Consider the following 14,689-nt stretch of genomic DNA (forward strand, 5'->3'; position numbering starts at 1 on the left):
AATCTGGCCGCCCGAACTGCGCGCCTGGTTTCAATCCACGCACCCGCAAGGGTGCGACCTCGCTCATTTCGGCTCCCTTTCGACGGCGTCGGTTTCAATCCACGCACCCGCAAGGGTGCGACAATTCGATCTGACCGCGGAGGTGCGCGATCAGATCGTTTCAATCCACGCACCCGCAAGGGTGCGACGGCAGGTCGCCTTGGCCACCAGACTTGATATCGCTGTTTCAATCCACGCACCCGCAAGGGTGCGACTCTTGTCGACGACGGCCTCGATCTGGGAAGTGCTGTTTCAATCCACGCACCCGCAAGGGTGCGACTATCACGCCGCCCTGGGGGCGGTACTGGAAACCGTTTCAATCCACGCACCCGCAAGGGTGCGACTCACCCCCTCTTAATAGCCTGAATCCGCAGCCGGAAAAAGGCGATCTGCGCGAACCTCCGCTGGAGACCATCTAATAGTATGAACATGAATAAAGGGTAAAATTTAAGTCTTTGAAAAGAGAGAGATATTTTCTCCGCGAACCTCCCGGGATTTTTACGGGAGATTGGGGTTCGCGGGCGAGGCGGGGCGGGTCCTCGGGCGGTATATCGTCGGTCCGGCGTGAGGGCTGACGGTTGCCTTTCGCGAGGATGACGGTATGCATTCTGGACGGAGATCGGCAGGTATGGAACCCGACATGGGCTTCAGACACCGGCCTGTGTGTTGCGGGATGGCGGATCCGCCTGCCCCACACCCCTTGCCCCGCGCCGTCCTCTCCCTTAATTTCCAAAGGACGGCTTGGAATAACGCTTTGGCATGATCCCGAAAGGGCGAGGACGCGGGTGACCGACCCCTTGAGAGACCCTTCCCTGAGACAGGCAACGGGTACGGCCGACCGGCTGCTGACCCTGATCAAGACCGGGGGACCGGAAACCGCCGCGGTGCTGGGTCGTGCGCTGGGCACCACGGGGGAGAATGCCCGTCAGCAGCTGGTCAAGCTGGCGGCCGAGGGGCTGGTGGAGGCGCGGGCGGAGATCCGCGGCGTCGGCCGCCCGGCCCAGATCTGGCACCTGACCGATCGCGGCCAGGCTAGGTTTCCCGATGCCCATGCCGAGCTGACCGTCGCCCTGATCCGCCATGTCCGCGATCTTCTGGGCGAAGAGGCGCTCGACCGGCTGATCACCGCGCGCGAGGCCGAAACCCGTGCCGCCTATGACGCGGCGCTGGCCGGCGCGACCGATCCGGAGGCGCGCCTCCAGGCGCTCGCCCGCCAGCGCAGCGCCGAAGGCTATATGGCCGAGGTGCAGCCCGCCCCCGACGGCGACGGCTGGCTGCTGATCGAAAACCACTGCCCGATCTGCGCCGCCGCCACCGCCTGCCAGGGCTTCTGCCGCGCCGAACTCGCCGTCTTCCGCGCGGTGCTGGGGCCCGGCTGCACGGTCACGCGCGAAGACCATATCCCGGCCGGCGGGCGGCGGTGCAGTTATCGGGTGCGTGCGGCGACGGGCACCAACCGGTGAGCTGCCGGAGCGCGAACAACCTGGTGGAAATTCTATCTCTCTGATAATATTCTAGAAAAGATTCTTGGAGGCGGCGTTGCATAACCTGTTATGCAAATCAGTGGGAGCCGACGGAAATTGCCCCTTTCACAGGCCGCTTGACAATGGGTTGGAAGGAGGGGAGTTTGAGGTCATGACCATTTGCTCCGGTCATGGAAACCCCGCAACCCGGCCTCCCCGGGTTGTCGGCCGCTTCAGCCCTCCGGCCATCCGCGCGCCGCGCCGTTGATGTCCGGCGCTGTCGCCGCCAGGACCTCCACACCCTCCCCACCGTCATCCCGGCGAAGGCCGGGATCCAGGTTCGTCCCCCCACAAAGACCACTGAATGCCCTGGTCCGGCGGTGATGGCCGACATGGTGGTCCGCACGCCCGGTTGCCTGTCCATTCTCGTGGAAGCCTACCTGGATCCCGGCCTTCGCCGGGATGACGGTAGAGGGGGTGTGCGGTGGGTGGCGAGGTTTGGATCGGACATAGAGGCCAGGCTTTTGGGGGTGGTTTTGCGGGGGCGTCCCGGGTCGCGGGGGTATGTGAGCCGCGGCCGACTGCGAATAACCCAGTGGAATTATTATGCTGTTGATTTTATTTTGGAAAAAGAAATAGTGGACCGGGACGCATAACCGTTTATGTAAATGGCTTGAACCCGACGGAAACCGTGCTTTTCGGAGGGCCCTTGACAAAGGCTTGGAAGGAGGGGAGTTTGAAGGCATGACCAATCGCTCCGGTCATGGAAACCACGCGGCGGAGGGAGTGCCACCGCAATAGAGTTTGAAGGCATGACCAATCGCTCCGGTCATGGAAACTGCGCCGGTGTGGGCGCCGGAGGCTGCGTGGGTTTGAAGGCATGACCATTTGCTCCGGTCACGGAAACCGCGCAACCCGGTCTCCCGGGTTGCCGGCCAGTTCACCCCTCTGACCATCCGCGCACCGCGCCGTTGATGTCCGGCGCTGCCGCTGCCAGTCCCGGCACACCCTCCCCACCGTCATCGCGGCGAAAGGCAATTTTCAGCGTCCATGCCGGATGGTGGTGCGCAGCCGGTCGGCCGTCGTGCCAGCCTTTAAGCATGACGATCCGGATGTTGAAGTGGGGGCATTGCCGGGGAATGGGTGCGCAAGGCGATATGCGACGGGTCATTTCGGCACGATGCCCGGTCGGCCGCCGACACGGGGTCAGGCCGCCTGTGTCATCGCCGTTCCCATCTCATTCCGTCCGCGGAACGCCGGTCAGTCTTCGCTGCTCATGCGCCCGCAGAAGCCGCTCTCGAAGATGATTGAAGAACCCGGGCGGCAGCACGCCATAATGGAAGCGCGGCGGCGTCTGTCCCGGAACGGGGCGAAGATCCGGTCCCGGCCACAGAAACTCGTTGGTCTCTGAGACAAGGACCCATGACCGGGCCTCATCCAGGCCCAGATGTGCCTTCACGGCCAGCGGGATCTCCACCGCGTCGGCGGAATCACGCGGTGGTGTGTGCGTGACCGGCAGAACGGTCACGACCATGCGCCCCGCGATGATCTGGCGAGCAGCGACAATGGCACAGGGGCGGTTTTTCCGGCCCTCTTCCATACCCTTGGCATGCTCTTCTGCCCAGAGATAGCTGTAGCCGGGGAAGTGTCACGGCTGCCAGCCGTCAAGCAGTCTGTCGAGTTCCGCGTATTCCGCGGGGACGCTGCTGTCGGCAATGGCCTTCAAGGTGGTGGCGTCCAGATCCTCGACGCCGCGCGCGACGCGGCCTTTCATCATCAGCTCGAAAAAGGCGGCTGAGACCAGCACGGCCTGTGTGCGGCCGTCTCTGGTAATGGCCACAGGTTCAAGCTGTGCGGCATCCTGATAATGTCCGACATTCTGCTGGAATTCGGTCGTGGTGATCTTCATCGCAACACTCCTCGAACGTCTATCATAGACACATCGGAGGCGCGGGCAAAGCCGTTGGATCATGGGGGTTGACGAGGCCTGCCCCGCTCAGAACACCGTGTTCTCGGCCGTGAACTTGGTCACCAGCCAGCCCTCCATCGCCTCGCTGCCGCCTTCCGAGCCGTGGCCGGACGCCTTGATGCCGCCGAAGGGGACTTCCGGGAAGCCGAGCGGGGCCTGGTTGATCGAGACCATGCCGCTTTCGAGATCGGCCGAGACCGCCGCGGCCGTGCGGGCGCTGCCGGTCCAGGCATAGGCGGCGAGGCCCCAGGGCAGGCGGTTGGCTTCGGCGATGACCGCGTCGTAATCGCGGAAGGTGGCGATGGGGGCGATCGGGCCGAAGGGTTCCTCGTTCATGATCCGGGCAGTGCGGGGCACGTCGGTCAGGACGGTGGGTTGGAAGAAACAGCCCTGATTGCCGATGCGGGCGCCGCCGGTGCGGAGGTCAGCGCCCGCGGCCTGAGCATCGGCCACCAGCGCCTCCATGGCCTCCACCCGGCGCATATTGGCCAGCGGCCCCATGCCCACGCCGTCATCCAGGCCGTTGCCGACCCGGATCGCGGCGGCGGCGCGGGTGAAGGCGGCGGTGAAGGGCTCTGCAATGTCTTCATGCACCAGGAAACGGGTGGGCGAGATGCAGACCTGGCCGGCATTGCGGAATTTCTGCGCCGCCAGCGCCGCCGCGGCCCTGGCCGGATCGGCATCGGCGAAGACGATCGCCGGGGCATGGCCGCCCAGCTCCATGGTGGCGCGCTTCATGTGCCGCCCGGCCAGCGCCGCCAGCTCCTGCCCCACGGCGGTGGAGCCGGTGAACGAGATCTTGGCGATCACCGGATGGGGGATCAGATAGGCCGAAATCTCGGCAGGCACGCCGAAGACCAGGTTGATCACCCCCGCCGGCACCCCGGCATCGGCGAAGGCGGCGATCAGCGCGGCACAGCTGGCCGGGGTTTCTTCCGGCCCCTTGACGATGATGGTGCAGCCGGCGGCGAGGGCCGCCGCCACCTTGCGGACCACCTGATTGATCGGGAAGTTCCAGGGCGTGAAGGCCGCGGCCGGGCCGACCGGCTCGCGGGTGACGATCTGGACATGGCCGGGGGTGCGCGACGGGATCACCCGGCCATAGCTGCGGCGCGCCTCTTCGGCGAACCAGTCGATGGTATCGGCCGAGCCCATCGCCTCGGCGCGGGCTTCGGCCAGCGGCTTGCCCTGTTCCAGGGTGAGGATGGGGGCGATGGCGGCCGCACGCTCGCGCATCAGCCCGGCAGCCTTGCGCATCAGCTTCGCCCGGTCGAAGGCCGGCACCCGCCGCCAGCTGCGGAAGGCGCGGTCCGCGGCCGCGAGCGCCCGGTCGAGATCGGCGGTCGAGGCATGGGCGACCCGGCCGATGACGGTGCCGGTGGCCGGGTTCAGAACCGCCTCGTCGCGGCCGGTGCTGCCGGCGGTCCAGCCGCCGTCGATGAACAGGCGGGTGTCGGGGTAGGAGAGGGCGGCGGGACAGGAGAGGGCGGCGGACAGTGGGGGGGGGCGTCCTCGGTCTTGAGACGTGAAAGATCAGGCGCTGGCCTGGCGGTCATCGGCGGGCGCGGTCTCTTCATGGCGCCAGCGCAGCCGCACCCCGCCCGAGGGCGTGGGGTCGAGGGTCGGGATCGCCTGGAGCAGGCGCTTCGTATAGGGGTCGGCCGGGGCGTCGAAGATCCGGTCGCGCGGGCCTTCTTCGACGATCCGGCCCTGGTTCATCACCACCACCCGGTTGGCCAGCTGTTCGACCACCGCCAGATCATGGCTGATGAACAGGCAGGCGAAGCCGTGGCGGCGCTGCAGATCGGCGAAGAGGTCGAGGATCTGGGCGCGCACGGTGGTATCCAGCGCCGAGACCGGCTCGTCGGCGATCACCAGCCGCGGCCGGCGGATGACGGCGCGGGCGATGGCGATGCGCTGGCGCTGGCCGCCCGACAGTTCATGGGGGTAGCGGCCGGCATGGGTGTCGTCGAGCCCCACCTCGGCCAGAACCTCCAGCACCCGGGCGCGGATGGCGGCCCGGTCCAGCCCCGATCCGCGCAGCGCCTCGCCGATCGCCTGAGCGACGGTCATCCGCGGATCGAGCGAGGAATAGGGGTCCTGAAACACCATCTGGCAGTTGCGGCGATAGGCGGTCCAGGCCGGGCCCGAGCGATCGGTCACCGGCTCGCCGTCGAAGATCAGCCGGCCGCCGCCGGGCTTCTGCAGGCTGGCGAGCACCCGGCCGAGGGTGGTCTTGCCCGAGCCCGAGCCGCCGACCACCGCCACCACCTCGCGCGGGCGGATGGCGAGGTCGATGCCGTGCAGCGCACGCTTCTGCGCACCCCGCCGGAAGAGCCCGCCGCGGCCGCCGAAATCGACCGTCAGCCCCTGCACCTCCACCAGCGGCGGGGCATCCGCCGCCACCTCGGGCACCGGCCGGCGGCGGGGCATGGCGCCCAGCAGTTTGCGGGTATAGGGATGGGCGGGCGCGCGCAGGATCTGGTCGGTCGGCCCCTGTTCGACGATCTCGCCCCGGCACATCACGATGACGCGGTGGGAATAGCGCGCGACCATGGCGAGATCGTGGCTGATCATCAGCACGGCGGTGTCGTTTTCGGCGGTCAGCGCCACCATCAGTTCCAGCACGTCGCGTTGCACCACGGCATCGAGCGCCGTGGTCGGCTCGTCGGCGACCAGCAGGGCCGGTTTGGGCAGCATCACCGAGGCGAGCATGATCCGCTGGCGCATGCCGCCCGAGAATTCATGCGGCCAGGCCTTGAGCACCCGTTCGGGATCGCTCAACCCCACCCGGGTCAGCATGGCGAGGATGGCGGCGCGGCGGCCTTGGGCATCGAGCCCGGTGTGCAGCGCCAGCGCCTCTTCCAGCTGGCGGCCGATGGTCAGCGAGGGGTTGAGCGAGGTCATCGGTTCCTGAAAGACCATGCCGATCCGCCCGCCGCGCAGCGCCCGCAGTTCGCGCGGGGTCATGTCTTCAAGCGGCCGGCCGTCGATCCGGATGCTGCCGCCGCGGCGGCGGATGGCGGGCGGCGTCAGCCCCAGCACGGCGCGGGCGGCGAGCGTCTTGCCGCTGCCGCTTTCGCCGACCACGGCGACGATCTCGCCCGCCCGGACCTGAAACCCCACCCGGTCGACCACCAGCCGGCCGGTCTCGCCGATGCCGAGCGAGAGATCCGAGACGTCGAGCAGCGGCGCGCCGGCGGTCATGCATCCGGTCATGCAATATTCCTCATCCGCGGATCCAGGCGGTCGCGCAGCGCGTCGCCGAGCAGGTTGATGCCGAGCAGGGTCAGGGAGATGCAGAGCCCCGGGAAGATGCCGAGCCAGGGGGCCTGGCCCATGAAGGCGCGCCCGCCCGAGAGCATGTTGCCCCAGCTGGGCGCGGGCGGCGGCGCGCCGAGGCCCAGGAAGGAGAGCGCGCTTTCCGAGAGCAGCACCCAGCCGAACATCGAGGTCGCGAGCACCGTCAGCGGCGCCACGCAATTGGGCAGGATGTGGCGGAGCATGGTGTAGATCTGGCCATGGCCCATCACGCGCGAGGCTTCGATGAAGGCGTTTTCGCGCAGCGACAGCACCGTGCCGCGCATCACCCGGGCGACCGAGGGCGTATAGGCAAGGCCCAGCGCCAGCACGATGCCGCCGGGGCTCGCCCCCAGCACCACCAGCAGGCCGAGCGCCAGCAGAATGCCGGGGAAGGCGAGCAGGGCATCGTTGAAGGTCATCACGATCCGGTCGGTCCAGCCGCGGAAATAGCCGGCCAGGATGCCGATGATGCTGCCCGCGATGATGGCGAAGACCACGGTGGTGAGCGCGATGGTCATGCTGGAGGAGGCACCGGCCATCAGCCGGCTGAGTACGTCGCGGCCGAATTCGTCGGTGCCGAGCAGATGGGCGCCGCCCGGGGCGGCGAGACGGGCGCGCAGGTTCAGGGCCAGCGGATCCTGCGGCGTCCAGACCGCGGCAAGCCCCGCCACCAGGACCATGACACCGACCAGCACTGCGCCTGAAAGGCCGCGCAGGGATCTGAAGATCATCATCATCCGGGCCTCTTCAGTTCAGGGTCACGCGCGGATCGAAGACCGGGTAGCAGAGGTCGACGATCAGGTTGACGATCACATAGGCGCCGGCGATGAACAGCAGGCAGCCCTGAATGACCGGGTAGTCGCGGGCGAAGATGCCGTCGACCAGCAGCCGGCCGAGACCGGGGATGGTGAAGACGGTTTCAACCACCGCGATGCCACCCAGAAGATTGCCCAGGATCAGGCCGATCAGCGTCCAGGTGGGGGCGAAGGCGTTGCGGAAGCCATGGCGCCACAGCACCACTGGTTCCGACAGCCCTTTGGCGCGGGCATGGGTGATGTAGTCCAGCCGCTGCACCTCCAGCATGCTGGCGCGGGCCATGCGGATGATCACCCCGGTCTCGTGCAGGAACAGGGTCAGCACCGGCAAGGTGAGGTAGAGCAGCCCGGCCTGGAAATCCTCGGCGAGCGAGACATAGCCGATCACCGGCAGCCAGCCGAGTTCCAGGCCGAAGAGCAGCAGCAGCAGCAGGCCGAGCCAGAAGGTCGGGATCGACAGCAGCAGGGTCGCCACCGCGATGAAACCGAGGTCGAGCGCACTGTCCTGGCGCCAGGCGGCGATCATGCCCGCCGGCACGGCGGCGAGCGTCGCCAGCGCCACGGCGATCGCCACGATGGTGGCGCTGATCCCGAACCGGTCCAGGATCAGCGGCAGCACCGGCAGATCGGTGGTGATGGAGCGGCCGAAATCGCCGGTCAGGATCTGGCCCAGCCAGAGCACGAACTGGACCGGCAGCGGCTTGTCGAGGCCAAGCTCGCGGTGCAGGGCGGCGACCGTTTCAGGCGTCGCCATGTCGCCCAGCATCAGCGAGGCCGGATCGCCCGGGATCAGCCGGATCAGGAAAAACACCGCCGCCGCCACGATCAGCAGCGTGGGCACGCCCATGGCGATGCGTGAGAAGATGAAGCGTCCCATGGGCCGGCTCCGCGCTCTGAGGAAGGGTCCCGCTGTGATGATCAGGGGCCGCTCAGGCGGCGGCCGCCACCGGGTCGCCGGTCAGGGTGTAGCGGGTGAAGCCCTGCTGCAGCGCCGGCAGAGGGGCCACCTCCATCACGCCGGCCGCCGGGTCCATCACCACCATGGCGACGGTGGCCGACAGATTGCCGGCCTGGTTGGGCCGGGGCGGGCGGCAGACGGCATAGGGTGTGCCGAAATCGTCGAAGAAGGCGCGCTTCATGTCGTCGATGCCGATCTGCGGCCCGGCCTCTTCAAGCAGCCGCTTCACCCGCCAGTCGCGATACAGGCTGTCGGGCATGTTGGCGATGCCGGTGTCGCGCAGCTTCGTGCGGGCGATCGGGCTGATCCAGTGATTGGCGTGGACGATGATCTCGTTCTCGGGCAGCACGGCGAAAGCCTCGTCGGGCGCGCATTCGAAATCGACCGCGAAGCCCTGGGCGGTGCTGATCATGATGTTGTTGGAGCAGGATTTGGGCGTGGTCGCCACCGCCCGGATCGCCTCGGCGAAATGGCTCTGTTCCAGCACCTTGCGGCGGATCAGCGACAGCGGCACGCCGGCGGTGCGGAAATCGCGCTCGCATTCCAGATAATTGGCGGTGATGGCGATGCCGGCTTCATTCAGGCCCGATCGGGCGAGGCCGCCGGCCTCGACGAAGGTCAGCAGATCCGGGCCGTCATTGCGCTCTACGCGCAGCACCACGCCGGTTTCGGCGCATTCCGACCGCCAGTCCCAGTTCTGGCCGTGGATCAGCCGGCCGGTCCGGCTGCGCCCGGGCAGGATGATCGCCCCGGTGCAGCCGTCTTCGGGTTCGGAAGGCGCGTCGTCGGCGGCGGGCGGCGCTGCGGTCAGCCGGCGGGCCTGGGCCACCACCTCGGTGCGGGCGTTGATCATCACCACGTCTTCGAACGAGGTGCCTGATCCTTCTGCGATGCCGCGGATCTCATCCAGGTAATGGGCGCCGAACGCCCGGATGCGCTCGGCGAAATCGGCGATCAGCCGGCGGCGGAAATCGGCATCGGCTCCCAGCCCGTCCAGCGCCCGGCCATAGATCTCGGCACTCCGCGCGATCCGGTCGGGCACGGCCGCGCCATAGGCGCAGCCGCGGTCATAGGGCGTGCCCGCGACGGACACGAAGGGGAAGGGGGAACGGGGTGGCTGTGGTCATGGGGCGCGGGTCTCGTCTGGCAGAACCGGGAGAGTCGGGGGGAGAGGGACGGGTGCGGTGGCGTTACGCCACCTCCCCCAGCGCCGTGCGGATGGTATCGACCACCTGGCCCATCTGATCGGGGGTGATGATCAGCGGCGGCGACAGCACCAGATTGTCGCCCGCCACCCGGACCAGAACGCCGTCGTCGAAGCAGCGGTTGACCGTCTCACCCGCACGCGCGCCCGGGGCACCGTCGCGGCTCTCCAGCTCGATCGCCGCCAGCAGGCCGATATTGCGGATGTCGCGCACCTGGGGCGCACCCTTCAACTGGTGGACGGCCTCTTCCCAGGCGGCGCAGATCTCCGGGCCGCGGTCGAACAGACCCTCCTGCTCGTAGGTCTCGATGGTGGCGAGGCCGGCGGCGCAGGCCAGCGGATGGCCGGAATAGGTGTAGCCGTGCATCAGCTCCACGGCGGCTTCCGGCCCGGTCATGAAGGCGTCGTAGACGGCGGTGGAGGCGATCACCCCGCCCATCGGCACGGCGCCGTTGGTCATGCCCTTGGCGCAGGTGATCATGTCGGGCGTAACGCCCAGGGCATTGGAGGCGAAGGGCGCGCCCAGCCGGCCGAAACCGGTGATCACCTCGTCGAAGATCAGCAGAATGCCGTGGCGGGTGCAGATCTCGCGCAGCCGCTCCAGATAGCCGACCGGCGGCGGCAGCACCCCGCCCGATCCGGTCACCGGCTCCACGATCACGGCGGCGATGGTCGAGGCGTCGTGGATCTGGACGATGTTTTCAAGCTCGTCGGCCAGATGCGCACCCCAGGCCGGCTGCCCGCGCGAGAAGGCGTTGTGCGCCAGATCATGGGTATGGGGCAGGTGGTCGACATCGCCCAGAAGCGGACCGAAATCGCGGCGGTGGCGCGGGATGCCGGCAACCGACAGCCCGCCGAAGCCCATGCCGTGATAGGCCTTGGCACGACCGATCAGCTTCACCCGGTTCGCATCGCCGCGCACCTTGTGATACGCCCGCGCGATCTTGAGCGCAGTATCGACCGCTTCCGAGCCGGAATTGGTGAAGAACACCCGGTCGAGCCCGGCGGGGGCGAGGTTCGCGATCCGCTCCGCCAGCACGAAAGCGGCCGGATGGCTCATCTGAAAGGACGAGACATAGTCCATCCGCGCCGCCTGGTCCTGGATCGCCCGCACGATCCGCGGCTGATTATGGCCGGCATTCACGCACCACAGGCCCGCCATGGCATCCAGAACCTGCCGGCCGTCGGCGGTGGTGTAGTACATGCCGTCGGCCGCGACGAACAGGCGCGGATCGGCCTTGAACGCCCGGTTGGCCGAAAACGGCATCCAATAGGGGGCAAGGTCGTTGGGCGCAGACCGGGCATCGGGGGCAAATCCGGCATCGGGCGCGCCGGCCAAGTCGGGGGCAGGGGACTGGACGGTCATGCCGCATCACTCCGCATCGGTGGGGATGACGGAACTATGATGCTACAAAAAACAAAATGCAAGAGGTCGATGCCCGCGGTCAGTCCATCGGTGTCGGCCGGGTCAGGCCGGCGGCCTGTTCCAGGTGGCGGCGGATCAGGGCGGCGGCGATTTCGCGCTGGTCCATTTCCAGGCGGTCCAGGATCTCCAGATGCTCGCGGCACGAGACCTTGACCCGCTCCAGCCCGTAGACCCAGTCGTAGTTGGAAAAGCGGCGGATGCGGCTCTGCTGGCGGAGCGCGTTCAGGATGAAGCGGTTGCCCGAGGCCATGGCCAGGCCCTCGTGGAAGGCAGCGTTCATCTCGAACAGCGTGATCGACGAGGTCTCGCCCCAGGGGGCCGCCAGGAAGGCCTGATGGCGGCGGCGCATGTCGTCCACCCAGGCGGGATCGAGATGAAAGTTCTGTGCCATCACGCTGGCGGGTTCGATCAGCAGGCGGAATTCATAGCTTTCCCGCCGGGCGGCATCGTCCAGGATCGGCAGGAAGGCCCAGCCATGGCCGGGCTTGCGTTCGGCCATGCCGATTTCCGACAGCTGTGCCAGCACCCTGAGCAGCAGCGGCCGGCTGACGCCGTAGCGGCGCATCAGATCGGCTTCCGAGACCTCCGCCGGCAGGCGGTTGCGTTGGCGATCCCCCGCCAGGCGGATGCAGAGCTGGTCGACCTCTCCGGGCGGGTGCGCCTCTCCGGCCGGGGCGTCGGGCACGGCGCGCAGGCTGTAGCCGCGCCGGGGCTGGTGGTCAAGCACACCCTGGCGTGCCAACTCCTCCATCACCGCCCGGACCGGCGTGCGCGAGACCTGAAGATGCTGGGCAAGGGCGAGCTCGGTCACCCGGTCACCGGGGGCGAGGCCGTTGCTGCGCAGATAATCCAGCACCCGTGGCAGCAGATCGCGTTGCAGCCGGCTTGGCCCCTCTGAATCGACAACAGGCTCTTGCGTTCCGTTTTCTTGTCTCATAGCATCTCAAAATACAAACAGGGACACAAAGCGGGCCGGGCAGACCGCGCCCCTCACCCCTCTCGAAGAAGGCCGGAGACATCATGTCCGACGGGACTGCCGCCAGCTTTGCCGAAGGATCGGCACCGGATCAAGCATCCTCGACGCCGCTTCACATGCTCGACGCCGCGGCCCAGGCCCGGCTGGTGCGCGAGGGCGGGGCGACGGCCACCCGTCTGGTCGAGGCGTCGCTGGCGCGGATCGATGCGGTGAACCCCGCCGTCAACGCCATCGTCCGGCGGATGGACGACGAGGCGCTGGCCGCCGCCGCGGCTGCCGACCGCGCGGTTGCCGAGGGGCAGCCGATCGGGCCGCTGCATGGCGTGCCGGTCACGATCAAGATCAACATCGACCAGCAGGGCCACCCCACCGACAACGGCACGGCGGTGTACCGCGACCTGATCGCACCCGCCGACAACCCGGTGGTTGCGAACCTGAAGCGGGCCGGCGCGATCGTGGTCGGGCGGACCAACGCGCCGGTCTATTCGATGCGCTGGTTCACCGACAACACGCTGCACGGCCCCACCTACAACCCTTGGCATCGTGATCTGACGGTTGGAGGTTCTTCCGGTGGTGCGGCGGCCTCGGTCGCGACCGGTATGGTGGCGATCGCCCATGGCAACGACATCGGCGGATCGGTGCGGTTTCCGGCGATGTGCAACGGGCTGGTCGGCCTGCGCCCCTCTTACGGCCGGGTGCCGTCGTTCAATGCCACGGCCAAGGGGGGAGGTTCGGTCGCGGCCCAGCTGATGGCCGTGCAGGGGCCGCTGGCCCGCACCGTGCGCGACACGGAAACCGCCTTCCGGGCGATGGCCGTGCCGCATGTCGATGATCCGCGGACAAGACCCATGGTCGCGGATCATCCGGCTGTGCCGCGGCGGGCGGCCGTGGTCTCCACCGCGGGCTGGCCGGATTGTCATCCGGCCGTGCGGGGCGCGGTGGACCGGGCGGCCACGGCCCTCGCCGCGGCCGGCTGGGCGGTGGAGGAGGTGGTGCCGCCCGCGCTCGACGAGATCCACGACATGTGGGCCGAGATCTGCATTCCCGACATCATGACCCTGCTTGCCCCCGCAATTGCAGTGGCGGGCGACGAGAACATCCGCGTCGCGGTCGACTATTGGCAGCGGGCCTGGCCGCGGGAGCTGACCCCGGGCGATGCGCTGGCCGCGGTGGCGCGGCGCCATGGCATGCTGCGGCTCTGGCAACGGTTTTTCGAGGCCTGGCCGGTGCTGGTGATGCCGGTGTCGCTGGAGCCGGCCTTCCACCGCCTGGCGGATGTCCGCTCGCCCGAGGATGCGAAGCGGATCATGCGGGCGCAGGGGCCGCTGATGGTGATTTCGGTGCTGGGCCTGCCCGGGCTGTCGGTGCCGACCGGGCTTGCCGGTTTCAACGTCGAGGGCCATGACGTCACCATGCCCACCGGCGTGCAGCTGGTGGCGGCGCCTGAACGCGAGGATCTGTGCTTCGCGGCCGGCCGTGACGTCGAGGCGGCCATGCCACGGCTGGGGGTCGTGGATCCCCGGCCCGGCTTTTGACGGAGGCGTTCCCCATGCGCAGCACCCCCGGCCATGGCGAGATCCTGAGCTATTACGATTTCGGCCGCACCACCGTGCAGGTCTGCGCCGCCGATCCGCGCTTTTCGTATTGCGCCTATGTGCCGGAAAGCTATGACGAGGCGGGCGACCGGCGCTATCGGCTGCTGGTGGTGGTGCACGGCACAATGCGCGACAACGCTGCCTGTCGCGATGCCTTCATCGATCTGGCGGAGGCGCAGCAACTGATCGTGCTGGCGCCGCTGTTTCCGGCCGGCATCACCGCCCCGCGGGAGCTTTCGAGCTATAAGCGCCTGCGCGGTCCCGGAGACACCGGCCCCGCCTACGACCTGATCCTGCTGCAGATGATCCGCGAGATGCAGGCGCTCTACCGGATCGATGCCGAACGCTTCGCCCTGTTCGGCTTTTCGGGCGGCGGGCATTTCGCCCATCGCTTCCTCTATGCCCATCCCGAGCGGCTGGCGGCGGTGTCGATCGGCGCGCCCGGCATCGTGACCCTGCTGGACGATCAGGCCGACTGGCCGGCGGGGGTGCGCGATGTCGACGCGATCTTCGGCAGACCGATCGACCTCGCGGCCATGCGGCGCGTGGCCGTGCAGATGGTGGTGGGCGCGGAAGATACAGCCACATGGGAGATCGCGATCACGCGCGACAACCCCTGGTGGCAGCCCGCCTTCGAGAGCCACGGTGCCACCCGCATCGAGCGGCTGGTGGCCCTGAAGGCGAGTTTCGAGAGCTGCGGCATCCCGGTCACCCACGACCTGGTGCCCGAGACGGCCCACAGGCAGGAGCCCCTGCTGCCGGTGGTGAAGCGGTTCCTGTCGGAGCGGTTCGCGCAGGGAGAGCGCGACGCCGGATCCTGACAGGGAAAACGGGAGCAGAGGACGGCCGCAGGCGACCGGCAAAGAGTCGCATCGGCCATGAGAGCAGAGGCCCGCTCGACGGGGCCCCAAGATGCTCGTCAGACAAAAAAGCCGATCTGA

The 14,689-nt window shown here is 68.1% G+C and carries 12 protein-coding genes and 1 CRISPR repeat array (1 of these 13 only partly in view); of the genes, 3 read left to right on the forward strand and 9 right to left on the reverse strand.

Annotated elements, in window-relative coordinates; all coding sequences use genetic code 11:
• Positions 1-383: a CRISPR direct-repeat array (repeat unit 31 nt; unit sequence GTTTCAATCCACGCACCCGCAAGGGTGCGAC) (it extends 558 nt beyond the left edge of the window).
• A gap of 453 nt (positions 384-836) precedes the next feature.
• Entirely contained in the window at positions 837-1,502 is a 666-nt protein-coding gene (locus tag TMO_RS19550) for a helix-turn-helix transcriptional regulator (protein WP_051045570.1), read from the forward strand.
• A 1,237-nt stretch (positions 1,503-2,739) separates the two neighbouring features.
• Here the strand turns inward: TMO_RS19550 and TMO_RS19555 are convergent.
• From TMO_RS19555 to TMO_RS19595, 9 genes are all read right to left on the reverse strand, one after another.
• On the reverse strand, positions 2,740-3,102 hold the full coding sequence (locus TMO_RS19555; protein ID WP_014747418.1) for a type II toxin-antitoxin system PemK/MazF family toxin: 363 nt from the start codon (positions 3,100-3,102) through the stop codon (positions 2,740-2,742).
• 48 nt (positions 3,103-3,150) lie between these two features.
• Positions 3,151-3,411, reverse strand: a complete 261-nt coding sequence (locus TMO_RS19560; RefSeq protein WP_014747419.1) for a type II toxin-antitoxin system prevent-host-death family antitoxin — start codon at positions 3,409-3,411, stop codon at positions 3,151-3,153.
• Between the two features lie 87 nt (positions 3,412-3,498).
• Positions 3,499-4,968: an NAD-dependent succinate-semialdehyde dehydrogenase gene (locus TMO_RS19565; protein ID WP_041606899.1), complete on the reverse strand. Its 1,470-nt coding sequence runs from the start codon at positions 4,966-4,968 to the stop codon at positions 3,499-3,501.
• A 36-nt stretch (positions 4,969-5,004) separates the two neighbouring features.
• Positions 5,005-6,690 carry an ABC transporter ATP-binding protein gene (locus tag TMO_RS19570; protein WP_014747421.1) on the reverse strand — a complete coding sequence of 562 codons (1,686 nt, stop codon included), beginning with the start codon at positions 6,688-6,690 and terminating at the stop codon, positions 5,005-5,007.
• On the reverse strand, positions 6,687-7,511 hold the full coding sequence (locus tag TMO_RS19575; RefSeq protein ID WP_014747422.1) for an ABC transporter permease: 825 nt from the start codon (positions 7,509-7,511) through the stop codon (positions 6,687-6,689). Before TMO_RS19575 ends, TMO_RS19570 begins: the two co-directional genes overlap by 4 nt.
• Positions 7,512-7,521: 10 nt before the next feature.
• Positions 7,522-8,466 (reverse strand): ABC transporter permease, encoded by a 945-nt coding sequence (locus TMO_RS19580; protein ID WP_014747423.1) that lies wholly within the window; start codon positions 8,464-8,466, stop codon positions 7,522-7,524.
• Positions 8,467-8,518: 52 nt separating this feature from the next.
• Positions 8,519-9,640 carry a C45 family autoproteolytic acyltransferase/hydolase gene (locus TMO_RS19585; protein ID WP_014747424.1) on the reverse strand — a complete coding sequence of 374 codons (1,122 nt, stop codon included), beginning with the start codon at positions 9,638-9,640 and terminating at the stop codon, positions 8,519-8,521.
• Between the two features lie 97 nt (positions 9,641-9,737).
• A complete protein-coding gene (locus TMO_RS19590; RefSeq protein ID WP_014747425.1) occupies positions 9,738-11,117 on the reverse strand; it encodes an aspartate aminotransferase family protein in 1,380 nt (459 codons plus the stop codon).
• 79 nt (positions 11,118-11,196) lie between these two features.
• Positions 11,197-12,033, reverse strand: a complete 837-nt coding sequence (locus TMO_RS19595) for a GntR family transcriptional regulator (protein WP_322111271.1) — start codon at positions 12,031-12,033, stop codon at positions 11,197-11,199.
• A 164-nt stretch (positions 12,034-12,197) separates the two neighbouring features.
• On the opposite strand from TMO_RS19595, the gene TMO_RS19600 reads away from it, so the two are divergent.
• Positions 12,198-13,688: an amidase gene (locus TMO_RS19600; protein ID WP_014747427.1), complete on the forward strand. Its 1,491-nt coding sequence runs from the start codon at positions 12,198-12,200 to the stop codon at positions 13,686-13,688.
• Positions 13,689-13,702: 14 nt separating this feature from the next.
• A complete protein-coding gene (locus TMO_RS19605) occupies positions 13,703-14,569 on the forward strand; it encodes a hydrolase (RefSeq protein WP_014747428.1) in 867 nt (288 codons plus the stop codon).
• The last annotated feature ends 120 nt before the right edge of the window (positions 14,570-14,689 follow it).

The sequence above is a fragment of the Tistrella mobilis KA081020-065 genome (assembly GCF_000264455.2).
Lineage (GTDB): Bacteria > Pseudomonadota > Alphaproteobacteria > Tistrellales > Tistrellaceae > Tistrella > Tistrella mobilis.

Coding starts and splice junctions, on each gene's coding strand:
- TMO_RS19580 (WP_014747423.1), bottom strand. CDS start 8,466: ATGGGACGCTTCATCTTCTCACGCATCGCCATGGGCGTGCCCACGCTG.
- TMO_RS19560 (WP_014747419.1), bottom strand. CDS start 3,411: ATGAAGATCACCACGACCGAATTCCAGCAGAATGTCGGACATTATCAG.
- TMO_RS19555 (WP_014747418.1), bottom strand. CDS start 3,102: ATGGAAGAGGGCCGGAAAAACCGCCCCTGTGCCATTGTCGCTGCTCGC.
- TMO_RS19575 (WP_014747422.1), bottom strand. CDS start 7,511: ATGATGATGATCTTCAGATCCCTGCGCGGCCTTTCAGGCGCAGTGCTG.
- TMO_RS19570 (WP_014747421.1), bottom strand. CDS start 6,690: ATGACCGGATGCATGACCGCCGGCGCGCCGCTGCTCGACGTCTCGGAT.
- TMO_RS19600 (WP_014747427.1), top strand. CDS start 12,198: ATGTCCGACGGGACTGCCGCCAGCTTTGCCGAAGGATCGGCACCGGAT.
- TMO_RS19590 (WP_014747425.1), bottom strand. CDS start 11,117: ATGACCGTCCAGTCCCCTGCCCCCGACTTGGCCGGCGCGCCCGATGCC.
- TMO_RS19605 (WP_014747428.1), top strand. CDS start 13,703: ATGCGCAGCACCCCCGGCCATGGCGAGATCCTGAGCTATTACGATTTC.